At 71.0% G+C, this 24,782-nt stretch carries 28 protein-coding genes; 12 read left to right on the top strand and 16 right to left on the bottom strand.

Annotated elements, in window-relative coordinates:
- Window positions 1–36 precede the first annotated feature (36 nt).
- Window positions 37–414 (bottom strand): HesB/IscA family protein, encoded by a 378-nt coding sequence (locus LXM90_RS18615; RefSeq protein WP_012317999.1) that lies wholly within the window; start codon window positions 412–414, stop codon window positions 37–39.
- Between the two features lie 133 nt (window positions 415–547).
- A complete protein-coding gene (locus LXM90_RS18620) occupies window positions 548–1,564 on the bottom strand; it encodes a threo-3-hydroxy-L-aspartate ammonia-lyase (RefSeq protein ID WP_020095326.1) in 1,017 nt (338 codons plus the stop codon).
- A 250-nt stretch (window positions 1,565–1,814) separates the two neighbouring features.
- On the opposite strand from LXM90_RS18620, the gene LXM90_RS18625 reads away from it, so the two are divergent.
- Window positions 1,815–2,033 carry a hypothetical protein gene (locus LXM90_RS18625; protein ID WP_020095325.1) on the top strand — a complete coding sequence of 73 codons (219 nt, stop codon included), beginning with the start codon at window positions 1,815–1,817 and terminating at the stop codon, window positions 2,031–2,033.
- A 122-nt stretch (window positions 2,034–2,155) separates the two neighbouring features.
- Entirely contained in the window at window positions 2,156–2,359 is a 204-nt protein-coding gene (locus tag LXM90_RS18630) for a hypothetical protein (protein ID WP_026605273.1), read from the top strand.
- 60 nt (window positions 2,360–2,419) lie between these two features.
- Here LXM90_RS18630 and lpdA read toward each other — a convergent pair whose 3' ends face one another.
- The 8 genes from lpdA to LXM90_RS18670 all read right to left on the bottom strand — a co-directional run bounded on the left by lpdA (window position 2,420) and on the right by LXM90_RS18670 (window position 9,264).
- Window positions 2,420–3,859 (bottom strand): dihydrolipoyl dehydrogenase, encoded by a 1,440-nt coding sequence (gene lpdA, locus LXM90_RS18635; RefSeq protein WP_234080999.1) that lies wholly within the window; start codon window positions 3,857–3,859, stop codon window positions 2,420–2,422.
- A 55-nt stretch (window positions 3,860–3,914) separates the two neighbouring features.
- Complete coding sequence (locus tag LXM90_RS18640) at window positions 3,915–4,163, bottom strand: hypothetical protein (protein ID WP_026605272.1); 249 nt, start codon at window positions 4,161–4,163, stop codon at window positions 3,915–3,917.
- Between the two features lie 45 nt (window positions 4,164–4,208).
- Window positions 4,209–5,642, bottom strand: a complete 1,434-nt coding sequence (locus LXM90_RS18645; RefSeq protein WP_020095321.1) for a pyruvate dehydrogenase complex dihydrolipoamide acetyltransferase — start codon at window positions 5,640–5,642, stop codon at window positions 4,209–4,211.
- Window positions 5,643–5,646: 4 nt separating this feature from the next.
- A complete protein-coding gene (locus LXM90_RS18650) occupies window positions 5,647–5,835 on the bottom strand; it encodes a hypothetical protein (protein WP_020095320.1) in 189 nt (62 codons plus the stop codon).
- 15 nt (window positions 5,836–5,850) lie between these two features.
- Window positions 5,851–6,138, bottom strand: coding sequence for a DUF5076 domain-containing protein (locus LXM90_RS18655; RefSeq protein WP_020095319.1), 288 nt, complete (start codon window positions 6,136–6,138; stop codon window positions 5,851–5,853).
- A 59-nt stretch (window positions 6,139–6,197) separates the two neighbouring features.
- A complete protein-coding gene (locus tag LXM90_RS18660; RefSeq protein ID WP_020095318.1) occupies window positions 6,198–7,640 on the bottom strand; it encodes a pyruvate dehydrogenase complex E1 component subunit beta in 1,443 nt (480 codons plus the stop codon).
- A 55-nt stretch (window positions 7,641–7,695) separates the two neighbouring features.
- Complete coding sequence (gene pdhA / locus LXM90_RS18665; RefSeq protein WP_020095317.1) at window positions 7,696–8,781, bottom strand: pyruvate dehydrogenase (acetyl-transferring) E1 component subunit alpha; 1,086 nt, start codon at window positions 8,779–8,781, stop codon at window positions 7,696–7,698.
- Window positions 8,782–8,952: 171 nt separating this feature from the next.
- Window positions 8,953–9,264, bottom strand: coding sequence for an FtsB family cell division protein (locus LXM90_RS18670; RefSeq protein ID WP_012317989.1), 312 nt, complete (start codon window positions 9,262–9,264; stop codon window positions 8,953–8,955).
- Window positions 9,265–9,376: 112 nt separating this feature from the next.
- On the opposite strand from LXM90_RS18670, the gene LXM90_RS18675 reads away from it, so the two are divergent.
- On the top strand, window positions 9,377–10,579 hold the full coding sequence (locus LXM90_RS18675) for an adenylate/guanylate cyclase domain-containing protein (RefSeq protein WP_020095315.1): 1,203 nt from the start codon (window positions 9,377–9,379) through the stop codon (window positions 10,577–10,579).
- Between the two features lie 69 nt (window positions 10,580–10,648).
- On the opposite strand, the gene LXM90_RS18680 is transcribed toward LXM90_RS18675, so the two are convergent.
- A complete protein-coding gene (locus LXM90_RS18680; protein ID WP_081636536.1) occupies window positions 10,649–11,053 on the bottom strand; it encodes a DUF3574 domain-containing protein in 405 nt (134 codons plus the stop codon).
- The gene (gene eno, locus LXM90_RS18685) at window positions 11,050–12,339 is read right to left on the bottom strand and encodes a phosphopyruvate hydratase (RefSeq protein ID WP_012317987.1); all 1,290 of its coding nucleotides are present in this window, start codon (window positions 12,337–12,339) and stop codon (window positions 11,050–11,052) included. The genes LXM90_RS18680 and eno overlap by 4 nt, the downstream gene beginning before the upstream one ends.
- A 196-nt stretch (window positions 12,340–12,535) precedes the next feature.
- Between eno and queF the strand changes: the two genes are divergently transcribed.
- The gene (gene queF / locus LXM90_RS18690) at window positions 12,536–12,988 is read left to right on the top strand and encodes a preQ(1) synthase (RefSeq protein ID WP_020095313.1); all 453 of its coding nucleotides are present in this window, start codon (window positions 12,536–12,538) and stop codon (window positions 12,986–12,988) included.
- 64 nt (window positions 12,989–13,052) lie between these two features.
- Here queF and LXM90_RS18695 read toward each other — a convergent pair whose 3' ends face one another.
- A complete protein-coding gene (locus LXM90_RS18695; RefSeq protein WP_012317985.1) occupies window positions 13,053–13,391 on the bottom strand; it encodes a hypothetical protein in 339 nt (112 codons plus the stop codon).
- A 316-nt stretch (window positions 13,392–13,707) separates the two neighbouring features.
- Here LXM90_RS18695 and LXM90_RS18700 point away from each other — a divergent pair, with 316 nt between their 5' ends.
- A complete protein-coding gene (locus tag LXM90_RS18700) occupies window positions 13,708–14,382 on the top strand; it encodes a class I SAM-dependent methyltransferase (RefSeq protein WP_020095312.1) in 675 nt (224 codons plus the stop codon).
- A 5-nt stretch (window positions 14,383–14,387) separates the two neighbouring features.
- Here LXM90_RS18700 and kdsA read toward each other — a convergent pair whose 3' ends face one another.
- Both kdsA and LXM90_RS18710 read right to left on the bottom strand, forming a co-directional pair.
- Window positions 14,388–15,242 carry a 3-deoxy-8-phosphooctulonate synthase gene (gene kdsA / locus LXM90_RS18705; RefSeq protein ID WP_020095311.1) on the bottom strand — a complete coding sequence of 285 codons (855 nt, stop codon included), beginning with the start codon at window positions 15,240–15,242 and terminating at the stop codon, window positions 14,388–14,390.
- A 10-nt stretch (window positions 15,243–15,252) separates the two neighbouring features.
- Window positions 15,253–15,741 (bottom strand): hypothetical protein, encoded by a 489-nt coding sequence (locus LXM90_RS18710; RefSeq protein ID WP_020095310.1) that lies wholly within the window; start codon window positions 15,739–15,741, stop codon window positions 15,253–15,255.
- A 181-nt stretch (window positions 15,742–15,922) separates the two neighbouring features.
- Here LXM90_RS18710 and LXM90_RS18715 point away from each other — a divergent pair, with 181 nt between their 5' ends.
- On the top strand, window positions 15,923–16,933 hold the full coding sequence (locus LXM90_RS18715) for an alpha/beta fold hydrolase (RefSeq protein WP_020095309.1): 1,011 nt from the start codon (window positions 15,923–15,925) through the stop codon (window positions 16,931–16,933).
- Between the two features lie 75 nt (window positions 16,934–17,008).
- Here LXM90_RS18715 and LXM90_RS18720 read toward each other — a convergent pair whose 3' ends face one another.
- The gene (locus tag LXM90_RS18720; RefSeq protein ID WP_205833398.1) at window positions 17,009–18,184 is read right to left on the bottom strand and encodes an amidinotransferase; all 1,176 of its coding nucleotides are present in this window, start codon (window positions 18,182–18,184) and stop codon (window positions 17,009–17,011) included.
- 210 nt (window positions 18,185–18,394) lie between these two features.
- Between LXM90_RS18720 and LXM90_RS18725 the strand changes: the two genes are divergently transcribed.
- The 6 genes from LXM90_RS18725 to LXM90_RS18750 all read left to right on the top strand — a co-directional run bounded on the left by LXM90_RS18725 (window position 18,395) and on the right by LXM90_RS18750 (window position 24,779).
- Window positions 18,395–19,507 (top strand): flippase-like domain-containing protein, encoded by a 1,113-nt coding sequence (locus tag LXM90_RS18725; protein ID WP_042669470.1) that lies wholly within the window; start codon window positions 18,395–18,397, stop codon window positions 19,505–19,507.
- Complete coding sequence (locus LXM90_RS18730) at window positions 19,498–20,121, top strand: MlaC/ttg2D family ABC transporter substrate-binding protein (protein ID WP_020095306.1); 624 nt, start codon at window positions 19,498–19,500, stop codon at window positions 20,119–20,121. The genes LXM90_RS18725 and LXM90_RS18730 overlap by 10 nt, the downstream gene beginning before the upstream one ends.
- An 86-nt stretch (window positions 20,122–20,207) precedes the next feature.
- Window positions 20,208–21,416, top strand: a complete 1,209-nt coding sequence (gene hpnI, locus LXM90_RS18735) for a bacteriohopanetetrol glucosamine biosynthesis glycosyltransferase HpnI (protein ID WP_020095305.1) — start codon at window positions 20,208–20,210, stop codon at window positions 21,414–21,416.
- Window positions 21,417–21,473: 57 nt separating this feature from the next.
- Window positions 21,474–22,907 (top strand): hopanoid biosynthesis associated radical SAM protein HpnJ, encoded by a 1,434-nt coding sequence (gene hpnJ, locus LXM90_RS18740; RefSeq protein WP_020095304.1) that lies wholly within the window; start codon window positions 21,474–21,476, stop codon window positions 22,905–22,907.
- A 121-nt stretch (window positions 22,908–23,028) separates the two neighbouring features.
- Entirely contained in the window at window positions 23,029–23,871 is an 843-nt protein-coding gene (gene hpnK, locus LXM90_RS18745) for a hopanoid biosynthesis-associated protein HpnK (RefSeq protein WP_020095303.1), read from the top strand.
- A 32-nt stretch (window positions 23,872–23,903) separates the two neighbouring features.
- Window positions 23,904–24,779: a bifunctional helix-turn-helix transcriptional regulator/GNAT family N-acetyltransferase gene (locus LXM90_RS18750; RefSeq protein ID WP_042669471.1), complete on the top strand. Its 876-nt coding sequence runs from the start codon at window positions 23,904–23,906 to the stop codon at window positions 24,777–24,779.
- The last annotated feature ends 3 nt before the right edge of the window (window positions 24,780–24,782 follow it).

Below are 24,782 nucleotides of genomic sequence, written 5' to 3' on the forward strand. Positions count from 1 at the left end.
CGACACGCGCCACCCGCGACGGCGGGCGCGGACCGGTCAGGCCTGCGCGGGCAGGCGGTCAGCCGAGACCGGCGTGATCGCCACCGACTCGCCGCAGCCGCAGGCCGAGGTCTGGTTCGGGTTGTTGAACACGAACTGCGAGGCCAGCTTGTTGGTGGTGAAGTCCATCTCGGTGCCGAGCAGGAACAGCACCGCCTTCGGATCGACGAACACGCGCACGCCGCGATCCTCGACCACGTCCTCTCCGGGCTTGGCCGCCTCGGCATATTCCATCGTGTAGGACATCCCGGCGCAACCGCCGTTCCGGACGCCGACGCGCAGCCCGGCGATCGGCCGGTCGGCCTCCGCCATGATCGCCTTGATCCGATCGGCGGCGCGATCGGTCAGCGAGAGAACCTTGAAACCAGCGGACATCGTCACCCTCCCGCCCATCCGGGTTCAAGGCCCGGGGACGCGCATTCTGACGCGTACAAGATAAGCATTGGCCCGGGGCCGGTCCACCGCGGCGGGGTCACACCGGCCCGGCATTCGCCGCGCGGGAGCGCCCTCAGGCGGCCTCGCCGGTCAGTCGCGCGAAGGTCCCGAGATTGACGTTGCCGCCGCTGATCACCACGCCGACGCGCTTGTTCGTCACGTCCACGAGGCCGCTCAGCACCGCCGCCGCCGCGAGGCAGCCGGTCGGCTCGACCACGAGCTTCATCCGGCTGGCGAAGAACCGCATGGTCTCGACGAGCTGCGCGTCGGTGACGGTGAGGATGTCGGACACCCGCGCGCGGATGATCGCGAAGGTCAGGTCGCCCAGGGCCGTCGACTGCGCACCGTCGGCGATGGTGCGGGGCACCGGGATCGTGACGATCCGGCCCTCGCGGAACGAACGCTGCCCGTCATTGCCCGCCTCCGGCTCGACGCCGATCACCCGGCAGCCCGGTGACAGCTCCGCGGCGGCGAGGGCGCAGCCCGCGAGCTGGCCGCCACCGCCGAGGCAGGCCACCAGCACGTCGAGGGGGCCGACCGTCTCGATCAGCTCCTGCGCCAGCGTCCCCTGCCCGGCGATGACGTCGGGATGGTTGAAGGGCGGGATCAGCGTCAGGCCGCGGGCCTCGGCGATCTCGCGGCCCAGGGCCTCGCGATCCTGGGTGTAGCGGTCGTACAGGACCACCTCGGCGCCGTAGCCGCGGGTGGCGGCGATCTTCGCCGCGGGGGCGTCGCCCGGCATGATGATCGTGGCGGGCGCTCCGAGCAGCCGGCTCGCCAGGGCGATCGCCTGGGCGTGGTTGCCCGAGGAGTAAGTGATGACCCCGCGGGTGCGGGCCGCCTCCGGCAGCGCGCTGATCGCGTTGTAGGCGCCGCGGAACTTGAAGGCGCCGGCCCGCTGCAGGTTCTCCGCCTTGAAGAACAGGCGCCCGCCGGTCATCGCGTCGGCCGTGCGGGAGGTCAGCACCGGGGTGCGGTGCGCGGCCCCGGCGATCCGCTCGGCGGCGCGGGCCACGTCCGCGAAGGTCGGAAGGCCGCCGGTGGCCGCGCCGGATTCGCCGTGTTGCGTGTCGTGCATGGTCGCCTGCATCGTTGCCTGCATCGTCGTCCGGGTACCATCCGCCCGGGGCCGCGCCGGAGCGAGGCCGGGCCGCAGCCCGTCATACGGGCCTTTCGACCCGCGCGCATCCCGCCGATCCACATGCGCAAGCGGAGCCATTCGCCGCCCCGCCGCTTATACCCAGCGACAACTTGGCAGGAACGCTGGGGGGCGGCATCGCCATGGCAACAGAGATCACGCGCGCACCGGTGCGCCGCCCGCACGGCGGCAGGGCCTCGCCGTGAGCGCCCGCGACCGCGCTTCGGGCGACGCGGCGACCGAGGTCACCTTCCGGGGGCGCGGGCTGGCGCTGCGCACCGGCTCGCGCCTGATCCTGCTCGTCTGCCCGCTCTGCTCGCAGCGCAACGCGCGGCGGGGCGCCGAACGCGGCATCTGCGAGTGGTGCGCCTATGTGCCGTCGCCGGACCAGGCCGAGCCCGTGGATCGCGGGTGCTCCTGAGGCTCTGTCGCGTAAGACGCCGAAATCACGATCTGGGATTGATTCTCAGCTAGTAACTATCTCCGGTTGCATATTGTGGCGCTGGTCCTCACACTCCCGCCGGGGGCCTGATGGGAGGGCACATGCAACCGTCCGAATGCTGCATCTTTCGGATGACCATCGCCTCCGTGATCGGCAGCTGCGTCACGCTCCTGCTCGTCCGGGGGCTCGATCCGCTCGTTGCCCTGCTGCTGATCCCGATCGGCGGCAGCGTGGCGACGGTTCTGGTGATTCTGCTGTTCCAGGCCGTGAGCCTGACGCTCGCGGCGCGGACCGGTCCGCACTGACCGGCCGGTGGCGGCGCGGCTCGGATCCCTGTCCGACCCGCGCGCCGCGTCGGCCTCCGATCAGGTGTGGATCACCTTGCCGTAGGCGTCGAGCACGCTCTCGTGCATCATCTCGCTGAGCGTCGGGTGCGGGAACACCGTGTGCATCAGCTCCTCCTCGGTGCTCTCGAGGTTCATCGCCACCACGTAGCCCTGGATCAGCTCGGTCACCTCGGCCCCGACCATGTGGGCGCCGAGCAGCTGGCCGGTCTTGGCGTCGAACACGGTCTTGATCAGGCCGTCCGGCTCGCCGAGCGCGATCGCCTTGCCGTTGCCCGCGAAGGGGAACCGGCCGACCTTCACCGAGAAGCCCTGCTCCTTGGCCTTCGCCTCGGTGAGCCCGACGCTGGCGATCTGCGGCTGGCAGTAGGTGCAGCCCGGGATCTTGGCCTTGTCCATCGGGTGGGTGTGCAGGCCCTTGATGGTCTCGATGCAGATGACGCCCTCGTGTTCGGCCTTGTGGGCGAGCATCGGCGGCCCGGCGACGTCGCCGATCGCGTAGAGGCCGGGCACGTTGGTGCGGCCGAGCCCGTCCGTCACCACGATCCCGCGGTCGATCTTCACCCCGAGTTTCTCGAGACCGATATTCTCGATGTTGCCGACGACGCCCACCGCCGAGATCAGCTTCTCCGCGGTGATCTGCTGGGTCTTGCCGTCGCCGCCCTCGATGGTGGCCGTGACAGAATCGGCGCCCTTCTCGACCTTGGTCACCTTGGCGCCGGTGAGGATCTTGATGCCCTGCTTCTCGAAGCGCTTGCGGGCGAGGCCGGCGATCTCGGCATCCTCCACGGGCAGGATCTGCGGCAGCAGCTCCACCACGGTCACCTCGGCGCCCATGGTGCGGTAGAACGAGGCGAACTCGATGCCGATGGCGCCCGAGCCCATCACCAGCAGGCTCTTGGGCATCGCCTCGGGGACCATGGCCTCGTAGTAGGTCCAGATCAGCTTCCTGTCGGGCTCGATCCCCGGGATCGCGCGCGGACGCGCGCCGGTCGCCACGATGATGTGCTTGGCCTGGTAGGTGCCGGCGCCCTTGGCGCCCTTCGGCGCCTCGGCGCGCTTGGTCTCCTTCACGGTGACCTTGCCGGGCTGGTTGCCCTGCGCGGCGCTGTCGACCGAGGCCTCGCCCCAGATCACGTCGACCTTGTTCTTCTTGAGCAGCATACCGACGCCGCCGTTGAGGCGGGCCGAGACGCCGCGGGACCGCTTCACGATCGCGGCGGTGTCGAACCCGACCTTCTCCGCGGTCAGGCCGTAATCGCCAGGATGCTGGAAGTAATGGAAGATCTCGGCCGAGCGGAGCAGCGCCTTGGTGGGGATGCAGCCCCAGTTCAGGCAGATGCCGCCCAGGTGCTCGCGGTCGACCACGGCGGTCTTGAAGCCGAGTTGCGCCGCGCGGATCGCCGTGACGTAGCCGCCGGGCCCGGCGCCGATGATGAGGACGTCGTAGGTGTCGGACATCGTGTCTCAGCTCTCCGCTGTGGCGCGCGCGACTGCACCGTCGTTGACGCGGCGATCAGGACGAGGTCTCCAGCGCGCTCAGCCGCTGCTCCATGGCCTTGATCGTCTTCTTGATCGATTGGAGATCCGCCTTCGCCTGCGTGCCGAGGCCGGTTTCGTAGGCGACGTAGATCTCCAATTCCTCGAGCTTCTCGGTATGACCCGTCAGGGTCGTCTTGATCGCTGCGACATCGCGCTTCACCTCGGCGATGTCGCTCTGCATCCGTTGAAGGACTGGCAGGACCAGATCGGTGACTTCGGACACGCGACTCTCCGTTGATCGCTCAGGCGATCATAACAGAGTCGCGCCTCACACCAGCATGCCCATCGGGTTCTCGATCAGCCCCTTGAAGGCCGAGACCAGCTCCGCACCCAGCGCCCCGTCGAGCACCCGGTGGTCGCACGACAGGGTGCACGTCATGACCTGGACCACGGCCGGCGCCCCGTCCTTCACGACCACGCGCTTCTCGCCCGCGCCCACCGCCAGGATGCTCGATTGCGGCGGGTTGATCACCGCGGTGAAGTGCTTGATGCCGAACATGCCGAGGTTCGACACCGAGGTGACGCCACCCTGGTACTCCTCGGGCTTCAGCTTCTTGGCGCGGGCGCGGGCCGCGAAATCCTTCATCTCGTTGGAGATGGTCGAGAGCGTCTTCTCGTCCGCCCGGCGGATCACCGGGGTGAACAGGCCGCCGTCGATCGCCACCGCGACGCCGACCTCGGCGTGCCTGAAGCGCAGGATCCGGTCCTCGGCCCAGACCGCGTTGGCGGCCGGAACGCGGGTCAGCGCGAGGCCCATCGCCTTGATGACGAAGTCGTTCACCGAGAGCTTGAAGGCGGGCTTGCCGTCCTTGTCCTTGCCGGCCGAGCCGTTCAGCGTCTCGCGCAGCTTCATCAGCGCGTCGAGCTCGCAATCCACCGTCAGGTAGAAGTGCGGGGCGACCTGCATCGCCTCAGTGAGGCGCTTGGCGATGGTCTTGCGCATGCCGTCGAGGGGCACCTCCTCGTAGGCATCCTTGGCGAAGAAGCCCTTGACCTGATCGGTCGTGAGCCCGGCCGGCGCGCCGCCCGCGGGGGCGGCCTTCGGGGCCGGTGCGGCCGCCTTCGGCGCCTCGGCGGCGGCCTGCGCGGCGGCGGGTGCCTTGGTGGAGCCGGAGGCCTTCGCGGCCTGGACGTCGCGGGCGATGATGCGGCCGTGCGGCCCGCTGCCCTGGACGGCGCCGAGGTCGACACCCTCCTGCTTGGCGATCCGCCGCGCCAGCGGCGAGGCGAAGACGCGGCCGCCCGGGCCGGCCTGCGCGCCACCCTGCGGAGCGCCGCTCGGCTGTGCGCCCTCCGGTGCGGCGTTCACCCGCTCGTACGACATGTGGCCGCCGCCGGGCGTGGTGTTCTGGCCGGCCGCAGAGGCGTCGGCCTTCGGCTCGGGCTTGGACTCGGCCTTGGCCTCGCCGTTCGAGGCGGCCTTCGGCGCGCCGCCGGCCTGCACGCTCGACGGGTCCTCGCCCTCGGCGGCGATGATGGCGATCAAATCGTTGACCGGCACGTCCGCCGTGCCCTCGGGCACGAGGATCTTGGCGAGCACGCCCTCGTCGATGGCCTCCACCTCCATAGTGGCCTTGTCGGTCTCGATCTCGGCCAGCACGTCGCCGGACTTGATCGGGTCGCCCTCCTTCTTCAGCCACTTGGCGAGGTTGCCCTTCTCCATGGTCGGGGAGAGCGCGGGCATCAGCACGTTGATCGGCATGGCATCAGGTCTCGGGCAAGGCCGGGGCGGCCGGATCGTCGAAGGGGAAGAGGTCGTCGAGGGGGAAAGGGACGGCGTCGTAAGGCGGCCGCGGACGCGGGTCCGGCGCCCCGTCGACCTTCGCGGCGACGCGATGCGCGAGGACGGCCTCCAGATCCGCGTAGGTCGCCTGCCGGACGGCCGCCTCAGCCATGGTCGGCCGCCATCATCAGTTGAGACCGCCGGGGTCGAGCCCCTCGGCCTCCCAACCGGCGCGGATGCGCTCGACCGCCTCGTCCTCCGACATGTCGGTCTCCAGCGCGTAGGCGCGGGCGGCCTGACGGGCGAGGTCGGCCAGCAGCCGGCCCCAGGTCGCCGGATCGTCGAAGGAGCGGCGCAGGGCGACGCTCACCGCGCCGTCGACCACGGCCGCGCGCAGCACCTCGATGCCGCCCTGCTCCAGGGCGTCGGGCGGGATGGCGAGTTCGGCGAAGTCGGTGCTCGGATCCTGGCTCATGGCGCGCCGGCTGTTCCTCGATCTGGCCGGGGCGGGCGACGGCGTCGCCCGCGCGCCCGTCACTTGTAGCAGACGCTCTTGGCGGCCTCGACGACCTCCGCCACCGTCGGCAGCGCCAGCTTCTCGAGGTTGGCCGCGTAGGGCATCGGCACGTCCTTGCCGGTGATGCGCAGAACCGGCGCGTCCAGGAAGTCGAAAGCGTCGACCATCAGGCGGGCCACGATCTCGGCGCCGATGCCGGATTGCGGGAAGCCCTCCTCCACGGTGATGCAGCGGCCGGTCTTCTTGACCGATTCCACCACCGTCGCGCTGTCCATCGGGCGGATCGTGCGCAGGTCGATCACCTCGGCCTCGATGCCCTGCTCGGCCAGCGCCTGCGCGGCCTTGAGGGCGTAGGTCATGCCGATCGCGAAGGACACGATGGTCACGTCGCTGCCGGTGCGGTGGATCTTCGCCTTGCCGATCGGCAGCACGAAGTCGTCGAGCTTCGGCACCGGGAAGGACTGCCCGTACAGGATCTCGTTCTCGAGGAAGATCACCGGGTTCGGGTCGCGGATCGCGGCCTTGAGCAGGCCCTTCGCGTCGGATGCCGTGTAGGGTGCGATCACCTTCAGGCCCGGCACGTTGGAGTACCACGCGGAATAGTCGTGGCTGTGCTGGGCGGCGACGCGGGCGGCGGCGCCGTTGGGCCCGCGGAACACGATCGGGCAGCCGAGCTGGCCGCCGGACATGTAAAGGGTCTTGGCCGCCGAGTTGATGATATGGTCGATCGCCTGCATGGCGAAGTTGAAGGTCATGAACTCGACGATCGGCTTCAGGCCGGCGAGCGCCGCGCCGACGCCGATGCCCGCGAAACCGTGCTCGGTGATCGGGGTGTCGACGACGCGCTTCGGCCCGAACTCCTGCAGCAGGTTCTGGGTGACCTTGTAGGCGCCCTGGTACTCGGCGACCTCCTCGCCCATGACGAAGACGTCGCCGTCGCGGCGCATCTCCTCGGCCATGGCGTCGCGCAGGGCCTCGCGGACGGTCTGGGTGACCATCGGCGTGTCGGCCGGGAACTCCTCCATCACCGGCTCTTGGGCCTTGTTGGTGATGACGGCCGGCGCGGCCGGCGCCTTCGGGGCGTCGTCGCCGGTCTTGGCCGCGGGGGCCGGCCTGTCGGCCATGCCCTCGGCCTGCATGTCGGGCGCCGGGGCCGGATGGCCGCCCGCGCCGTTGGGCTTGGCGCCGCCGCCGGACTGGACGCTCGCCGGATCCTCACCCTCGCCGGCGATGACGGCGATCGGCGTGTTGACCGCGACACCCTCGGTGCCCTCGGCGATCAGGATCTTGGCGAGGATGCCCTCGTCGATGGCCTCCACCTCCATGGTGGCCTTGTCGGTCTCGATCTCGGCCAGCACGTCGCCGGACTTGATCGGGTCGCCCTCCTTCTTCAGCCACTTGGCGAGCTTGCCCTCCTCCATGGTGGGCGAGAGGGCGGGCATCAGGATGTCGGTCGCCATGCTCAGCTCTGCGGTCGTCTTTTCGTTAGGGGGCGGCCAGCTTTGTCGTGCGCGCTCAGGCGTGCGCTTCGAGCAGGATGTCGGTCCAGAGCTCGGACGGATCCGGCTCGGGGTCGTTGGTGGCGAACTCGGCCGAGGCGTTGACGACCTCGCGGACCTTGGCGTCGGTGGCCTTCAGCTCGGCCTCGGGCACGGCGTGCAGCTCGAGCAGGCGCTTGCGCACCATCTCGATCGGGTCGTGCTCGTCGCGCATCTTCGAGACCTCGTCCTTGGTCCGGTACTTGGCCGGATCGGACATGGAGTGGCCGCGATAGCGGTAGGTCTGCATCTCCAGGATGTAGGGGCCCTGGCCGGTGCGGGCGTGCTCGATCGCCCGGGTCGCGGCCTCGCGCACCGTGCGGACGTCCATGCCGTCGACCTGCTCGCCGGGGATGCCGAAGGAGAGGCCGCGCTTCGAGAAGTCCGTCTGCGCCGAGGCCCGGGCCACCGAGGTGCCCATGGCGTACCGGTTGTTCTCGATCACGTAGACGACCGGCAGCTTCCAGAGGGCCGCCATGTTGAAGCTCTCGTAGACCTGGCCCTGGTTGGCGGCGCCGTCGCCCATGTAGGTCAGGCTGACCTTGCCGTTCTCCCGGTAATGGTCGGCGAAGGCGAGGCCGGTGCCGAGCGAGACCTGCGCGCCGACGATGCCGTGGCCGCCGAAGAACTGCTTCTCGCGGCTGAACATGTGCATCGAGCCGCCCTTGCCGCGGCTGTAGCCGCCGCGGCGGCCGGTCAGCTCGGCCATGACGCCCTTCGGGTCCATGCCGCAGGCGAGCATGTGGCCGTGGTCGCGGTAGCCGGTGATGACCTGGTCGCCCTCGACCGAGGCCATCTGCATGCCGATCACCACGGCCTCCTGGCCGATGTAGAGGTGGCAGAAGCCGCCGATCAGGCCCATGCCGTAGAGCTGGCCGGCCTTCTCCTCGAAGCGCCGGATCAGCAGCATCTCGTGATAGGCGTGGAGATCCTCGTCCCGCGTGAACTGGGGCATGTTCGGCGCGGGGCGATGCGCCTCGGCGGCCTGAGGGCTCGCGGCCTGCACCGGCGCGGACGACGCGTCCTTGGCGGGCTCTTTGGCAGGCTCCTTGGCGGCGTCCATCGGCGCTCTCCCCGTGATTCCACGCGACTTCGTGGGGGTGTAGGACAGCGACGATTGGAAAGCGAGGGCTGCCGCTCTGACAGGAAGCCGCTCTTGTCAGAGGACTTTCGGGACTAGGGAAAACGATCCCCTGGACTTCCGCGGGACGATCGCGGGACCTCCGCGGACCTGTCAGGGCGTGATGATGACCACGTCGTTGGCGTGGACCCGGCCCAGGACGATCCGGGCGCGCTCCTCCAAGAGGTCGCGGTCGATCTGGTCGCTCTTGAGCAGGTTCACCCGGTGCTCCCAGACGGCGCGCTCGGCCTTCACGGCGGCGAGTTCCTGGCTGAGGCCGTAGGCGCGGATCTTCAGGGCCTTCTTGGCCTCGAGGCCACGGTTGCCACTCTCGGCCTGCCACACGAAATAGCCGACCACGAGCGCCGACAGGGTCCAGAGACCCAGCGGCAACACGACCATTCTGACTCGGCGGCGCACGACCATGGCGCGACCCTCGCGCGGAAAGGTTAACGGTTCTTTTCGACCGCGCCGCGGTCGGGGCAGGACCGCGACAGGGCCGGACCGCGGCCGGGACGAACAGGGGCGAGCCTGAGGCATGGACCTGACGCATCTGGGACGCTGGATCGCCGCGCACGCCACGGCGACCGACGACCACGACACCCTGCTCTCGGGCTTCTGCGAGTCGCTGGTCGAGGCCGGCCTGCCGGTCTGGCGGGTCAGCGTCATGGCGCCGGCCCTGGACCCGACGCTGCGCGGCGTCAGCCTGAACTGGCACGCGGGCGAGGGCATGTCGTACGTCGCCAACGCCCACGGCGCCGACGAGGAGAGCGACTGGCTCCTGAGCCCCGTCTACGCCCTCGTGGAGACGGGCGAGACCTTCGGCCGCTGGCGCCTCGACGCGCCCGGGCTGGCCGTCGACTTTCCGGTCCTGAAGGCCCTCGGGGCGCAGGGCGGCGTCGACTACGTGCTGCACATCGCCGAGTTCGCTCCCGGCACCGCGCTGCGGGGCATCGCGGTCTCGTTCTGCACCCGCGCCGCCGCCGGCTTCACCGAGGCGGACCTCGCCGCGATCGCCGGTGTCCTGCCGTTCCTGACGCTGGCGATGGCCAAGATGGGCCTCGCCCACACGTTCCGGGAAGTCTCGGCCACCTATCTCGGCCGGTCGACCGCCGAGCGCATCCTCGACGGGCAGATCCGGAGGGGCGAGGGGCGGGCCGTGCCGGCGGCGATCCTGCTGACCGACCTGCGCGGCTTCACGGCCCTGGCCGACCGGGTGGATCCGGCCGACATGGTCACGTGGCTCAACGAGCATTTCGACGCCCTCGGCGACCCGGTGGCGCGGCACGGCGGCGAGATCCTGAAGTTCCTCGGCGACGGCTTCCTGGCGATCTTCCCGGTCCCGGACGCCGACACCCTCCCCTGCCCGGTCTGCGGGGCCGCCCTCGACGCCGCGATCGAGGGGCTCGCCGCCAACGCGGCGCTCAATGCCCGCCGCCGCGCCGCGGGGCTGCCGGAGCTGCCGGCCGAGGGCGTCGTGCATTTCGGGACGGTGATGTACGGCAATGTCGGGACCGAGCGGCGCCTCGACTTCACGATCATCGGACGGGCGGTCAACGAGGCGAGCCGGATCGAGAGCCAGTGCGCCGCCCTCGGCCACGACCTCCTCGTGTCGGACTCCTTCGCCGAGCGGTGCGCCCGGCGGCTGGACCCGGTCGGGACGATCGAGTTGCGGGGCCTGTCGCGGCCGATGCGGGTCTGGACCGTGCCGGGGGAGCCGTCCGGTGCGGCGATGACCTGAGGCGAGCGCCGTGTTCCGGGCTCGCCTGCGGCGCACCGGAACAAAGTGGGAGGCGCCGCGCCGACGTTGTCAGAACAGCGCGCAGCTCCGCTGGAGCACCAGCCCGACCGCGCCCTGCACGAAGCGGCGCCGGTAGGCCTCCCGGATCTCACGCAGGGTCGCGACCGCCTCGGGCGTCGGTTCGGTGACGATCAGGACGATGCGGGCGGCCTCGCGGACGATGCGTCCGTCCGGCCCGCGCCACTGGCCCCGGCCGGCGAACACGGTCAGCCCGTCCGGGAACCGCGGGGTGATCCACTCGGCCAGGAACCGGTCGAAGGCCGCCCCCGAGACGCGGCCGCCGTCCGGCCGCGACAGGCCGAACAGCAGCTGCGCGCTGAGCGTCGGGCGGGCACCGTCACAGAGCGGGTCCGCGCGGGCGGGGCCGACCGCCCCGATACCGAGCAGGCCGGCCAGCAGGATCTTACCGATCAGCGGCGGGCGAGCTGCTTGAGCGCCGACGGGCCGGCGTAGAGTGCCTGCGGGCCCAGGCCCTCCTCGATGCGGATCAGCTGGTTGTACTTGGCCAGTCTGTCCGAGCGGGCGAGCGAGCCGGTCTTGATCTGCCCGCAATTGGTGGCGACCGCGAGGTCCGCGATGGTCGAGTCCTCGGTCTCGCCCGAGCGGTGCGACATCACCGCGGTGTAGCCGGCGCGCTGGGCCATATCGACCGCCGCCAGGGTCTCGGTGAGCGAACCGATCTGGTTCACCTTGATCAGGATCGAGTTGGCCGTGCCCTCGGCGATGCCGCGGGACAGGCGCTCGACGTTGGTGACGAACAGGTCGTCGCCCACGAGCTGGCAGCGGTCGCCGATCTTGTCGGTCAGGAGCTTCCAGCCGGCCCAGTCATCCTCCGACATGCCGTCCTCGATCGAGACGATCGGGTAGGTGGCGACGAGCTGCGCGAGGTAGTCGACCTGCGCCTCGATGGTGCGGGTCTTGCCCTCGCCCTCGTACGCGTAGGCGCCGTCCTTGAAGAACTCGGTGGCGGCGCAGTCGAGGGCGAGCGCCATGTCCTGGCCCGGCTTGAAGCCGGCGGCGCTGATCGCGTCCATCACGAAATCGAGGGCGGCCTCGGCGGACGGCAGGTTCGGGGCGAAACCGCCCTCGTCGCCGACATTGGTGTTGTGACCGGCCTTCTTCAGCTTGCCCTTGAGGGTGTGGAACACCTCGGAGCCCATGCGCACGGCCTCGGCGAGCGAATCGGCGCCCACCGGCATGATCATGAATTCCTGGAAGTCGATCGGGTTGTCGGCGTGCGCGCCGCCGTTGATGATGTTCATCATCGGCACCGGCAGGACGCGGCCCTGCACGCCGCCGACGTAGCGGTAGAGCGGCAGGCCCGAGGCCTCGGCCGCGGCCTTGGCCACCGCCAGCGACACGCCGAGGATCGCGTTCGCGCCGAGGCGGGCCTTGTTGGGCGTGCCGTCGAGCTCGATCATCGCCTCGTCGACCGCGACCTGGTCCTCGGCCTCCATGCCGCCGATCGCGTCGAGGATCTCGGTCTGTGCCGCCTCGACCGCCTTCAGCACGCCCTTGCCGAGGAAGCGGTTCTTGTCGCCGTCGCGCAGCTCCACCGCTTCGTGGGCGCCAGTGGAGGCTCCCGACGGCACCGCGGCGCGGCCGAAGGAGCCGTCCTCCAGGATGACGTCGACCTCGACCGTGGGGTTGCCGCGGCTGTCGAGGATCTCGCGGGCGCTGATATTGGTGATCGCGGTCATGGAACGTCCTCTCGCGGGGGCCGCGGGTCGGCGACCGCGCCCAAATCAGGGGTGCGGCGCATCGCGGCGGCTTATCCGTCAAGCCGCGGCCGGCGGCAAGCGCCGGGACGGTGACGGCGCACAGCCGGGTCCGCCCGGGAAAGCCTCGCGGATCAGGCGGATGCGCGCGGCGCCGGCAGGCTCTATATGGCCGGCCATGACCTCTCCCGACGATCTCCAGCTCGGCCAGCCGACGCCCCTTCCCACCTCGCCCGAGGAGGCGCGGCTCGACCGGGTCCCGAACCCGCACGCGGACACCGACTACGTCGCCCGGTTCACCGCGCCGGAATTCACCTCGATCTGCCCGGTCACCGGGCAGCCGGATTTCGCGATCCTAGTGATCGACTACGTGCCCGGTGACTGGCTGGTGGAGTCGAAGTCGCTGAAGCTCTACCTGGGGTCGTTCCGCAACCACGGAGCATTCCACGAGGATTGCACGGTGGCGATCGGCAAGCGGCTCCGCGACCTGCTGGAACCGCGCTACCTGCGAATCGGCGGGTTCTGGTATCCCCGCGGCGGAATCCCGATCGACGTCTTCTGGCAGACGGGCGAACTGCCGAAGAACGCGTGGCTGCCGGACCCGGGCGTGCCGCCCTATCGCGGACGCTGACCGAACCAACGAAAAGGGCGACCGGCTCGCGCCGGTCGCCCCCGATCCTGCAGGATCTCCGATCTCAGTAGCCGTAGCCGTAGTAGCCGTAGCCCGGAGCGGCGTAGCCGTAGCCGCCGTAGACCGGGGCGTAGCCGTAGCCGTAGGACGGGGCGTAACCGTAGCCGCCGCCGTAGTAGCTGTCGCGGGCCGCACCCGCGGCGATCGCACCGGCCGCGAGGCCGGCGATGCCGAGGCCGATGGCGGCGCCGGTGCCGATGCCGCGACGGCCGCGGTAGTAGCCGTGGCCGTAGCCGCCGTAGCCACCGTGGTAGCCGTAAGGCCGCGCCTCGGCGCTCGTGGTGACGGCAACACTGCCGAGAGCCATGGCGGCGGCAGTGGCGATGATACCGATCTTGCGCATAGTGTTCCTTCTCGATCCCTGATCGAACATGCCCAATAACGTGGCCGCATCCGGACAGTTCCAGATTTCACGCCGGACTTGCGTGCGGATCCGCACCCAGTCGGGATTATGAACCGTTGTTCAGCGTCGCCGCCGCTTCGATGAGTGCGGTCAAGCTTGGGTGTCTCTCTTCCGGAACCGCTCGAACTCTTGCGGCGAGTCTTCGGGAGCACCTGAAACGCCGCGGCGGGCCGGCGCGGCGGACGACCGGTCCCGGAGATGGAAATCCGCCCCGCCGCGGGTCGGGCGTGCTACGGATCGGCCGGGAGGACCGACGATGGATGCCCTGACCCTGATCCGCGAGAGCCTCGCGCCGCTGGCCGGCAAGCGGGTCGTCGATATCGGGTGCGGCGCCGGGACGCTCGCGCGGCGGCTGGTCGACGCGGGCGCGCGGGTCACCGGGATCGATCCCGGCGCCGCGGCGCTCGCCCGGGCGCGGGCCGCCGTGCCGGAGGCGCGCTTCGAGGCCGCGACCGGCGAGGCCCTGCCCTTCCCGGACGCCAGCTTCGACGGCGCCGTGATGCTGAATTCCCTCCACCACGTCCCGGACCCGGCGGCGGCCCTCGCCGAGGCGGCCCGCGTCCTGGCCCCGGGCGGGCTGCTCGTCGTGGTGGAGCCCCTGGCGGAGGGCAGCTTCTTCGACGCGCTGCGGCCGATCGAGGACGAGACCGCGATCCGCGCCGCCGCCCAGAACGCCATCGCGGCCGCCCTCGCCCGCGGCGCCTACACGTGCCGCCGCGACGCGACGATCGCGCGGCGCGAGCGCTTCGACTCGCTCGACGCCTTCCTCGCCCGCGTCAGCGCCGTGGACCCGGCCCGCGAGGCGACCATCCGGGACCGGCGCTCCGTTGTCGAGGAGGCCTTCCTGAAGGCCGCCGCGCGCGAGGCCGACGGGCAGTTCGGCCTCGTCCAGCCCCTGCGGATCCACGTCCTGGAGCCGGCGGCCGCCTGAGCCGGTCAGGCGGCCCGGCGCTTGGCGAGGCGGTCGAAGGCGAGGAGTTCCTCGAGCAGGGCCGGCATGTCCTTCAGCGCCACCATGTTGGGGCCGTCGGAGGGCGCCCGGTCGGGGTCGGGATGGGTCTCGATGAACACCCCCGCCACGCCCACCGCCACGGCGGCGCGGGCGAGGACGGCGACGAATTCCCGCTGTCCGCCGGAACTCGCCCCCTGCCCGCCGGGCTGCTGCACCGAGTGGGTGGCGTCGAACACCACCGGCGCGCCCTGCGTGACCTGCGCCATGATCGGCAGGCTGCGCATGTCCGACACCAGCGTGTTGTAGCCGAACGAGGCGCCGCGCTCGGTGACGATGACGTTGGGGTTGCCCGCCTCCGTCACCTTGGCGGCGACGTGCTTCATGTCCCAGGGCGCCAGGAACTGGCCCTTCTTGATGTTGACCGCCCGGCCGGTCGCGGCGGCGGCCAGCAGCAGGTCGGTCTGGCGGCACAGGAAGGCGGGGATCTGGAGCACGTCCACCGCCTCGGCGGCGGGGGCGCACTGCTCGGCGGCGTGCACGTCGGTCAGCACCGGCAGCCCGAGGGTCTCGCGGATCTCGGCGAAGACCGGGAGCGCCCCGTCGAGGCCGATGCCCCGGGCGGCGCTGCCCGAGGTGCGGTTGGCCTTGTCGAAGGAGGTCTTGAACACGAGGCCGACGCCCAGACCCGCGGCCATCTCCTTGAGGGCGGCGGCGATCTCCAGGGCGTGCTGGCGCCCCTCGAGCTGGCACGGGCCGGCGATCAGCGTCAGCGGCAGATGGTTGGCGAAGCGCGCGTCGCCGACTTGGACGACGGGGCCGGGTGTCTCGATCTTCGACATGCCGGCCGGTCTAGCCCGCGCGGCGGATCCGCGAAAGCCCGGGCCGGGGCGCGACCCGACAGACCGTGCGGTCGTCTCGGAGGGCGTCCGCGCGCGGGCCGGTCTCGCACAGCATCAGGATCCGGCCGGCGCCACCCCGGCGCGGGGCATCGGCCAGCAGGCTGGCCTGGTGGAGGTTGAGCGCCAGCACCTCGACCGCGGCGGCGTCCGCCCCGGCGAGCGCCTGCGCGGCGCGGCCGATCAGGACGAAGTAGGCCGGCGCCGGCTCGCGCTCGCGGGAGGCCACGGTGATCCGAGCGGGGGCGCGACAATCGAGGCTCAGCCGCTCGGCATCCTGCGCCCGGAACACCGCGACGGGGCCGGCCCGGCCGGCCAGGGAGGCGCCGGTGGTGCGGATCACCCGCGCGGCGAGGACGTCGCAGGCATCCGCCGCCCGGGCCGGGGCCGGCCCGAGGAGGAGCGCGCCGGCGAGGGCGGTCAGGGTGGTGAGGCGCAGCATCGGGACATCCGCGGCGGGAGACGGTCGCGCCCGGCATATAGCGCGCCCGGGAGATAGCGCGCCCTGCGGCGGGCGCGAAGCCGCGCCGCTCCGCGGGACGTGGACAGGGACACCCGGATGACCGATCTGAGCGGGCGGCGCGGCGCCGCACGCCGCTCGCAGATCAGGCTCCGACGCGGCCATGCTCCGAACCCTCCTCGCTTCCGTCCTGCTGGCCCTGGTGCCGGCCGGGCACGCTTCCGCAGAGCCGCCCCAGCAGCCGACCTACGGGCCCGAACTCGAGGGCTTCGCCTACCCGTTCCCGGTGGAGCGGTTCCCGTTCACGTCGCAGCGCCAGCCGCTGCAGATGGCCTATCTCGACGTCCGCCCGGCGACGCCGAACGGCCGGACCGCCGTGCTCCTGCACGGCAAGAATTTCTGCGCCGCCACCTGGGAGAGCCAGATCCGGGCACTCAGCGCCGCGGGGTACCGGGTCATCGCGCCGGACCAGATCGGCTTCTGCAAGTCGAGCAAGCCGGCGGCCTACCAGTTCACCTTCCGGCAGCTCGCCGAGAACACCCGCGCGCTCCTGGAAAAGCTCGGGATCGAGCGGCCGATCCTGGTCGGCCACTCGACGGGCGGCATGCTGGCGGCTCACTACGCCCTGCTCTACCCCAAGGCGGTGGAGCAACTCGTGCTGGTCAACCCGATCGGCCTGGAGGACTGGGCCGCCAAGGGCGTGCCGCCGACCTCGGTGGAGCAGTGGTACCAGCGCGAGCTGAAGGTGACGGCGGCCTCGATCCGGGCCTACGAGACGGCGACCTACTATGCCGGCGCCTGGGAGCCCCGCTACGAGCCCTGGGTCACGATGCTCGCGGGCCTCAACAACGGCCCCGGCAAGGAGGCGGTCGCCTGGGACTCGGCCCTGCTCTACGACATGATCCTCACCCAGCCGGTGGTCTACCGGTTCCCGCAGATCGCGGTGCCGACGCTGCTCCTGATCGGTCAGAAGGACAACACGGCGATCGGCAAGGACCTCGCGCCGCCGGAGGTGCGGGCGAGCCTCGGCAACTATCCCGAGCTCGGCAAGGCGGCCGCCAGGGCCATCCCGGGCGCGCGGCTCGTGGAGTTCCCGGATCTCGGTCACGCGCCGCAGATGTCGGACCCGGAGGGGTTCAATGCGGCGCTGATCGCCGGGATCGCGGCGCGCTAGGCGCCGCGCGCCGTCCTCCGTCGTCCCGGGGCGCTCGCAGCGCCCCGGGACGACGGCGTGCCCGGCGCCTTGATCCTAGAAGTAGGACTTCAGCACGCCCCGGCGGCGGACGTCGAGGGTCGCGCAGTGGAACGAGCCGCCGAACGGGCCGTAGCTGAGGAACGGCGCCGGGATCGGGTCGAAGCCCCAGTCCTTCAGGGCCTTGATCAGCGTCGGCTGGCTCTGGTCGACGACGATCTTCTTCTCGGTGATCGCCAGGACGTTGATCGAGGTCCAGGGCGAGCACATCGAGATCTTGCTCATGAAGCCCTCGACCGGGTCGGGGCGCGGGGCGACCAGCACGTCCCACTTCTTGAGCACGGCCGGGAGCTTCTCGACGTCGACGTAGTCCGGGTTCACCAGAACCTTGCCGGGGGCGAGCGGCATGAACGACGAGTCGATGTGCATCGGCTGCGGGCAGCGGCTCTCGATCTCGTGGATGCGGAAGCCCGGGCCGAGGTGGCGGCGCAGCCACTCGATGCCCATCAGGTTGGTCACGTTCGAACGGGTCACGAACAGGTCGCGGCCGCAGCGGACGAAGTCGGCGGCGTCGAAGACCGGCTCGAACTCGTTGACCGTGAACTGCATGGGCTCGCCGGCCTTCAGGTTCGGCACCCGGTAATCGTAGTTGTAGAGGTCGTCGGTCAGCTGCGGGCGCGGCGCGGAGGTCCAGCGGGCGCCGGCGCGGAAGTACTCCTTGAACAGCGACCGGTAAGCGTCGCCCTCGAAGTAGCGCGAGCGCCAGCACATCGGGCTCTCGATGATCTCGTCGCCGATGACGAGGTACGGATCGCGCGGGCAGGCGACGCAGAAGCCGCGGGAGGACCAGCGCGGCGCCTTGAACTTCTTCGAGAAGTCCACCGCGTCGGGACGGCGGACCTTCACGCCCTCGCCGGCCAGGATGGTGATGAAGTTGTCGAGCTCGGCCTGGGCGAGCTTCTTCATGAACTTCGGATATTTCCAGCCGCTCGCCAGCCGGTAGAACGGCTGCGCGGCGCGCGGCAGGTTGAAGATCACCGTCAGGTGGTGAGTCGGGATCGTGGCGCCGTCGAGCGAGCCGACGATGACCTCCTCCAGCGGATCCCACTCGTTCCAGGCCATCACCGGCGACTGGGGAGCCGGCACGCCCGGTCCGGTTCCGTCCGGAAAGCCGCCCGCATGCGTGTCGTCGGTCACGGCCTCCAGGGCCGTGATCGGTGATTCGCGCTCCATGACGTGTGCCCCTTCTGCGACGTGCCGCGGCCTTCTGCGCGGGCTTCTCCGCCCCGCCGCCGCTTTGGCCCTCGGTGTGTCAAACGGGTGATAGACACCGCTAATCCGTGCTGCAACGTGACAGAAACGTTCCCGGGCCGATGGACCTATTTCTGCCGCGACCGTGACCGATTTCCCGCATCAAGCCTTACGCGAGCTTGAAAGACGACAATGAAGCGCCTGACGACCTTGGCCTCGATCGCCGGTCTGTGCACGGTCGTCGGCCTGTTCATGTCCTCCGGCCTGGAGGATGTGTCGGCCGCCGTCGTGAGCGCCGGCTGGGGCGCCGCCCTGGTGGTGCTCGCGCGCTTCGTGGCCGTCGCCTGGGCGGGGCTCGGCTGGTACGTCGTGTTCCCCGCCGGCGCGACCAAGCTCGCCGACTGCATCTCGCTCCGCTTCGTCCGCGAGGGCATCAACACGCTGCTGCCCGTCGCCACCGTCGGCGGTGACTTCGTCGGCGCCCGCCTCCTGTCGAAGCGCAACGTTCCGGGCGCGCTCGCGGGCGCCAGCATGTTCGTCGACCTGATGACCCAGGCGCTGACGCAGCTCCTGTTCACGGTGGCCGGCCTCGCCCTGCTGGTCCTGATCGCCGGCGACGGACCGATCGCCCACACGGTCGAGGGCGGGCTGGCCCTGGCGGTCCCGGCGCTCGGCGCCTTCTACCTGATCCAGCGCAAGGCCGGTCACCGCCTGATCCAGGCGCTGCTCAGCCGCTTCGCCTCCGGGCGCGAGTGGCGGGCCTTCGGCGCCATCGACCAGCTCTACGACAGCCTGCGCCGGCTCTACGGCAACCACGGTCGCTTCGCGTTGGCCCTGGTGGTCCACCTCGCCGGCTGGGTGATCGGCACGCTCGAGGTCTATGTCTGCCTGCGGTTCATGGGCTACCCGATCGACTTCGCGCAGGCGCTCATGATCGAGAGCCTCGCCCAGGCGGTGCGCGGCGCGGCCTTCGCGGTGCCCGGCGCCCTGGGCGCGCAGGAGGGCGGACTGATCGCCCTGTGCGGCCTGTTCAATATCCCGGCCGAGGCGGCGCTCGCCCTGTCGCTGGTCAAGCGCTTCGCCGATCTCGGCGTCGGGCTCCCGAGCCTCCTGCTCTGGCACCGGATCGAGTCCAGGCTCCGGTCCGAGACGCCGGAGGAAGAGGAGCGCGAGCCTGCGCCGGAGGCCGGGCGCAAGGCCAAGAGGGTCGCGCAGCCCGCCACCCTCGGCCCGTTCTACAGCTACGCTCCGCCGCGCATGGGGGCGCGGCTCGGCGACGGCGAGGAGTTGAAGAAGTGCGCCTGACCCGCCGGCTCGCGGCCGCCCTCATCGCCGCTCCCTTGGCCCTGACCCTGCTCGTCCCGGCCCCGTCACGGGCCGCGGACGATCCGGCCGTTCAGACCGTGCGCGACCTCTACGCCGCCTTCTCGGCCGCGCTGAAGGACGGGCCCGGCCCGCTGCCGGCCCGGGTCGAGGCCGTCGGCCCCGCGCTCGACAAGGCGTTCGACTTTCCCGCCATGACCCGCATCGCGGTGGGCTCGAAATGGTCGAGCTTCACCCCGGAGCAGCAGGCGGCGGTCATCGACGCCTTCAAGCGCAGCCTGACCGTCACCTACGCGAACCGGCTGGCACGCGCCGCCGGCGGCAAGTTCGACGTGACCCCGAAGGTCGAGGAGCGGGGCGCCCAGCGCGTGGTGCCGACCCGCGTCACCGCCGCGGACGGCGACGATTCCGCCGTGGACTTCGTCGTCAACGCCGACAACCGCATCCAGGACGTCCTGCTCAACGGCGACGTCAGCGAGATCGCTGCGCAGCGGAACGCCCTGTCGGCGCCGCTGAAGTCCGGGGGCGCCGACGGCGTCGTGAAGTTCCTCCGGGCGCGGGCCGACGGCATGCTCGCGGCCAAGCCGACGCCCTGAGCGGCGCCGGCGCCTGCGCCGACCTGAACCGGCCGTTCGCGGCCATCGCCGCCTCGGCGGCCGGACGATCGCACGGATCCGACCGGATGGATGTCTCCTCCCTGGCGCTGCTCGGCCTCTCGTGGCTCTCGCTGCTCTGCCTGATCCTGGCGGCGGCGGGCTGCGTCTACGGGCTGGCCGCCGCCATGTGCGCGGGCCGCTACGCGGGCCGCCGCCCGCCGGTGCTGCCCGCCGGCGCGACGCGGCCCTCCGTGACCGTGCTGAAGCCGCTCTGCGGCCTCGAGCCCAATCTCTACGCGAATCTCGAGACCGTGCTGCGCCAGGACTACGCCGGGCCGGTCCAGGTCCTGTTCGGCGTCCAGAAGCCCACCGATCCCGCGATCGGCGTGGTCGAGCGCCTGCAGCAGGCCTATCCCGAGGCCCGCATCGACCTCGTGATCGACGGCCGGCAGCACGGATCGAACCGCAAGGTCTCGAACCTGATCAACATGGCCGAGGCCATCGCCCACGACGTGGTGGTGCTGGCCGACAGCGACATGGTGGTGGGGCCCGACTACCTCGAGCGCCTCGTCGCGGAGCTGTCCCAGGACGGCGTCACCGGCGTCACCTGCCTGTACCACGGGGTCCCGGCCTTCCGGGGCCTGTACGACCAGCTCTCGACGCTCGCGATCGACACCCACTTCCTGCCCAACGTCGTGATGGGCCTGAGCCTCGGTCTGGCGAAGCCCTGCTTCGGCTCTACCGTGGCCTTCACCCGGGCGAGCCTGGAGGCGGTCGGCGGCTTCCGCACCTTCCGCAACGATCTGGCGGACGATTACGCCATCGGCGCCGCCCTGCGCGGCCTCGGCGGCCGGGTGGTGATCCCGAGCTTCACGATCGGCCACACCAGCGTCGACACCGATCTCTCCGGCCTGTGGCGGCACGAGCTGCGCTGGAACCGGACGATCCGCACCGTCGACCCGGCGGGCTACGCCGGCTCGATCGTCACCCACGCCTTCCCGCTCGCGCTGCTGGGCGCGCTCCTGCCCGGCGCCGGCACCGGCGCCCTCTGGGTCGCCGCCGCGGCGCTGGCGAGCCGCGTGCTGCTCTGCCGGCAGCTGGAGCGGGCCTTCGGCCTCGCCCCGCACCCCTACGGACTGTTGCCGATCCGCGACATCCTCTCCTTCCTGAACTTCTCCTGGGCCTTCGTGTCGGGGGCGGTGACATGGAAAGGTCACGATTATCACGTGGTTGCGGATGGCACCCTGATCCCGGACGCCGAACTCGGCCGCGATGCCGGCGCGCCGCTCCGCTGAACCCGGCTCCCTCGTCCTCCGCCCCTCCCCCGGCATTGCCCTGAGGCCTTGAACCCCATGCGCACGCTCTTCCTCCAGGCCCCCACCTTCGACGGTTTCGACGGCGGTGCCGGCTCCCGTTACCAGGCCAAGCGCGAGATCAAGTCGTTCTGGTACCCGACCTGGCTGGCCCAGCCGGCCGCCCTGGTGCCGAACTCGAAGCTGATCGACGCGCCACCGCACAACATCAAGCTCGCCGAGATCGTGGCCCAGGCCAACGACTTCGACCTCGTCGTGCTCCACACCTCGGTGCCGTCGTTCAAGTCCGACGTGAAGACGATCGAGGCGCTCAAGGCCGCCAACCCGAAGCTCATCGCCGGCCTGATCGGCGCCAAGGTCGCGGTCGACGCCGCCGGCGCGATGGCCCAGGCCCCGGTGGTCGATTTCTGCGCCCGCAACGAGTTCGACTTCACCGTCAAGGAGGTCGCCGACGGCGTCCCGATGTCGGAGATCAAGGGGCTGTCCTATCGCGACGCCAACGGTGTCGTGGTCCACAACGAGGACCGCGAGATCATGACCGACATGGATCAGCTGCCCTTCGTCACCAGCGTCTACAAGCGCGACCTGGAGATGGAGAAGTACTTCATCGGGTACCTGAAGCACCCCTACATCTCGTTCTACTCGGGCCGGGGCTGCAAGAGCCGCTGCACCTTCTGCCTCTGGCCGCAGACGGTCGGCGGCCACACCTACCGCACCCGCTCGGTCGCCCACGTGATCGAGGAGATCAAGTACTGCCTGAAGGAGTTCCCGCAGACCAAGGAGTTCTTCTTCGACGACGACACCTTCACCGACAACCTGCCGCGCGCGGAGGAGATCGCCCGCGAACTCGGCAAGCTCGGCGTCACGTGGTCGTGCAACGCCAAGGCGAACGTGCCGCGCGAGACCCTGAAGGTGCTCAAAGAGAACGGCCTGCGCCTGCTGCTGGTCGGCTACGAGTCCGGCAACCAGCAGATCCTGCACAACATCAAGAAGGGCATGCGGGTCGAGGTCGCCGAGAAGTTCACCAAGGATTGCCACGACCTGGGCATCGCCATCCACGGCACCTTCATCCTCGGCCTGCCGGGCGAGACGAAGGAGACGATCCAGGAGACGATCAACTTCGCCAAGCGGATCAACCCGCACACGATCCAGGTCTCGCTGGCGGCGCCCTACCCGGGCACCTTCCTGTACAAGCAGGCGGTGGAGAACGGCTGGCTCGACATCGAGAACGCTGAGCTCGTCGACGAGAACGGCGTGCAGGTCGCGCCGCTGCACTACCCGCACCTCTCGCACACCGAGATCTTCACCTCGGTCGAGGAGTTCTACAAGAAGTTCTACTTCCGGGCGCCGAAGATCGCCTCGATCGTCAGCGAGATGGTGCGCTCGCCCGACATGATGAAGCGCCGCCTGCGCGAGGGCGTCGAGTTCTACCGCTTCCTCAAGGAGCGTCAGGGCACCGCCAAGGCGGCCTGAAGTCAGAGGTCCGGGGACTGCGGTCCCGGCGGGGAGCGGGGCAGAGCCCCGCCCCTCTTCCAGGGCTCCGCCCTGGACCCGCGAGAGGGCGAGCCCTCTCGACACCCGTTACGAGGTTACCGTGAAGCGTCTGGTCGTCACCGCGGATGATTTCGGGCTGAGCCCCGAGGTCAACGAGGCCGTCGAGCAGGCCCATCGCGACGGGATCCTCACGGCGGCGAGCCTGATGGTCTCGGCGCCGGCCGCCGCCGACGCCGCGGCGCGGGCCCGGCGGATGCCGTCCCTGCGGGTCGGGCTGCACCTCGTCCTCGTGGAGGCGTGGCCGACCCTGCCGGCGGAACAGCTTCCCGACCTGACGGACGAGGCCGGCCTGATGCGGGCCGACATGGCCCGCCTCGGCCTCGACTTCGCCCGCAGGCCCGCGGCCCGGCGCCAGCTCGCCGCCGAGATCCGGGCTCAGTTCGAGGCCTACCGGGCCACCGGCCTGCCGCTGGACCACGTCAACGCCCACAAGCACTTCCACGTCCACCCGCTGATCGCCGGGGCAGTGCTGCGCGTCGGCCGCGACTTCGGGATGCGCGCCCTGCGGGTGCCGCGGGAGCCGCGCGAGATCCTGCGCCGCGCCGAGCTCGGCGCGCGGCCGCGAGCCGCCCTCGACATCGCGCCCTGGGCGGCGCTGCTCGCCGTCCGCGCCCGGCAGGCCGGGCTGCTGATCCCCGACCGCACCCTCGGCCTCGCGTGGTCCGGCGCCATGACGCCCGCCCGTGTCGCGGCCCTGCTGGCCGAACTTCCGGACGGCCTGACCGAGCTCTACACCCATCCGGCCACCGCCGGCGGCTTCCCTGGCGAGGCGCCGGGCTACCGCTACGCCGACGAGCGCGACGCCCTGACCGCCCCCGCATCCCGGTCGGCCGCTGACGCGTCGGGCGCCGTCCGCGGCGGGTTCTCCGACTTCCTCGGTTGACCCAGGTCGTTATCTGACTTTAGTCAGATAACATGGAGCCTGCCGAGATCGCCCGCGTCCGCCGCTTCGCCCGCGCGGTCACCGCCGAGGTCGGCGCGCTCGATTCCTCGTTCCTCGGTCGCGGCCGTCCCCTGGGCGCGGCGCGGGTCCTGAACGCCATCGGCGCGGGCCGCGCGGAGATCGGCGAGATCCGCGCCTATCTCGGTCTCGATTCCGGCCTGATGAGCCGTCTCCTGCGGAGCCTGGAGGAGGAGGGGCTGGTGGCAACCGCGCCGCATCCCGCGGATGCCCGCCGCCGGCTCGCCTCCCTGACCGAGGCCGGGCGGCGCGAGTTCGCGGCCTACGAGGCGCTGTCGGATGCCCGCGCCGTCGCCCTGCTGGAGCGCGCACCGCAGGTGGACGCGCTGCTGCACGCCATGGACCGGGTCGCCCTGGCCCTCGGCCGCGACGCCATCGCGATCCGGGAGGCCGACCCGACCGACGCGGGCGCCCGCGCCTGCCTCGCCGCCTACTACGCCGAGCTCGCGACCCGGTTTGCCGGCGGGTTCGACGTCGCCCTGTCGTGCGACCCGGAGGCCGCCGCCATGGTGCGGCCGCGCGGCGTGTTCCTGCTCGCGTGCGCCGACGGGCTGCCGGTCGGATGCGTCGGGCTCAAGGGAGGCGGCGGCGCGGTCGCGGAGATCAAGCGGCTCTGGGTCGATCCCGCGGCGCGCGGGCTGGGCCTCGCCAAGCGGCTGATGCGGGAGGCCGAGGCCGCCGCCTGCGACCTCGGGATCCGGACGCTGCGGCTCGACACCAACAGCGCCCTGCCCGAGGCCCTGGCGCTCTACCGGCGGTCGGGCTGGGTGGAGATCGACCGCTTCAACGACGATCCCTACCCGGACCACTTCTTCGAGAAGGCCCTCTGAGGC

The organism is Methylobacterium oryzae, from assembly GCF_021398735.1.
GTDB lineage: Bacteria > Pseudomonadota > Alphaproteobacteria > Rhizobiales > Beijerinckiaceae > Methylobacterium.

What these genes read in the sequence shown, in the direction of transcription:
- LXM90_RS18615 (WP_012317999.1), bottom strand. Translation starts at nt 414, where the DNA reads ATGTCCGCTGGTTTCAAGGTTCTCTCGCTGACCGATCGCGCCGCCGAT.
- LXM90_RS18620 (WP_020095326.1), bottom strand. Translation starts at nt 1,564, where the DNA reads ATGCAGGCGACCATGCACGACACGCAACACGGCGAATCCGGCGCGGCC.
- LXM90_RS18630 (WP_026605273.1), top strand. Translation starts at nt 2,156, where the DNA reads ATGCAACCGTCCGAATGCTGCATCTTTCGGATGACCATCGCCTCCGTG.
- lpdA (WP_234080999.1), bottom strand. Translation starts at nt 3,859, where the DNA reads ATGTCCGACACCTACGACGTCCTCATCATCGGCGCCGGGCCCGGCGGC.
- LXM90_RS18645 (WP_020095321.1), bottom strand. Translation starts at nt 5,642, where the DNA reads ATGCCGATCAACGTGCTGATGCCCGCGCTCTCCCCGACCATGGAGAAG.
- LXM90_RS18650 (WP_020095320.1), bottom strand. Translation starts at nt 5,835, where the DNA reads ATGGCTGAGGCGGCCGTCCGGCAGGCGACCTACGCGGATCTGGAGGCC.
- LXM90_RS18655 (WP_020095319.1), bottom strand. Translation starts at nt 6,138, where the DNA reads ATGAGCCAGGATCCGAGCACCGACTTCGCCGAACTCGCCATCCCGCCC.
- LXM90_RS18660 (WP_020095318.1), bottom strand. Translation starts at nt 7,640, where the DNA reads ATGGCGACCGACATCCTGATGCCCGCCCTCTCGCCCACCATGGAGGAG.
- pdhA (WP_020095317.1), bottom strand. Translation starts at nt 8,781, where the DNA reads ATGGACGCCGCCAAGGAGCCTGCCAAAGAGCCCGCCAAGGACGCGTCG.
- LXM90_RS18670 (WP_012317989.1), bottom strand. Translation starts at nt 9,264, where the DNA reads ATGGTCGTGCGCCGCCGAGTCAGAATGGTCGTGTTGCCGCTGGGTCTC.
- LXM90_RS18675 (WP_020095315.1), top strand. Translation starts at nt 9,377, where the DNA reads ATGGACCTGACGCATCTGGGACGCTGGATCGCCGCGCACGCCACGGCG.
- eno (WP_012317987.1), bottom strand. Translation starts at nt 12,339, where the DNA reads ATGACCGCGATCACCAATATCAGCGCCCGCGAGATCCTCGACAGCCGC.
- queF (WP_020095313.1), top strand. Translation starts at nt 12,536, where the DNA reads ATGACCTCTCCCGACGATCTCCAGCTCGGCCAGCCGACGCCCCTTCCC.
- LXM90_RS18695 (WP_012317985.1), bottom strand. Translation starts at nt 13,391, where the DNA reads ATGCGCAAGATCGGTATCATCGCCACTGCCGCCGCCATGGCTCTCGGC.
- LXM90_RS18700 (WP_020095312.1), top strand. Translation starts at nt 13,708, where the DNA reads ATGGATGCCCTGACCCTGATCCGCGAGAGCCTCGCGCCGCTGGCCGGC.
- kdsA (WP_020095311.1), bottom strand. Translation starts at nt 15,242, where the DNA reads ATGTCGAAGATCGAGACACCCGGCCCCGTCGTCCAAGTCGGCGACGCG.
- LXM90_RS18710 (WP_020095310.1), bottom strand. Translation starts at nt 15,741, where the DNA reads ATGCTGCGCCTCACCACCCTGACCGCCCTCGCCGGCGCGCTCCTCCTC.
- LXM90_RS18715 (WP_020095309.1), top strand. Translation starts at nt 15,923, where the DNA reads ATGCTCCGAACCCTCCTCGCTTCCGTCCTGCTGGCCCTGGTGCCGGCC.
- LXM90_RS18720 (WP_205833398.1), bottom strand. Translation starts at nt 18,184, where the DNA reads ATGGAGCGCGAATCACCGATCACGGCCCTGGAGGCCGTGACCGACGAC.
- LXM90_RS18725 (WP_042669470.1), top strand. Translation starts at nt 18,395, where the DNA reads ATGAAGCGCCTGACGACCTTGGCCTCGATCGCCGGTCTGTGCACGGTC.
- hpnI (WP_020095305.1), top strand. Translation starts at nt 20,208, where the DNA reads ATGGATGTCTCCTCCCTGGCGCTGCTCGGCCTCTCGTGGCTCTCGCTG.
- hpnJ (WP_020095304.1), top strand. Translation starts at nt 21,474, where the DNA reads ATGCGCACGCTCTTCCTCCAGGCCCCCACCTTCGACGGTTTCGACGGC.
- LXM90_RS18750 (WP_042669471.1), top strand. Translation starts at nt 23,904, where the DNA reads ATGGAGCCTGCCGAGATCGCCCGCGTCCGCCGCTTCGCCCGCGCGGTC.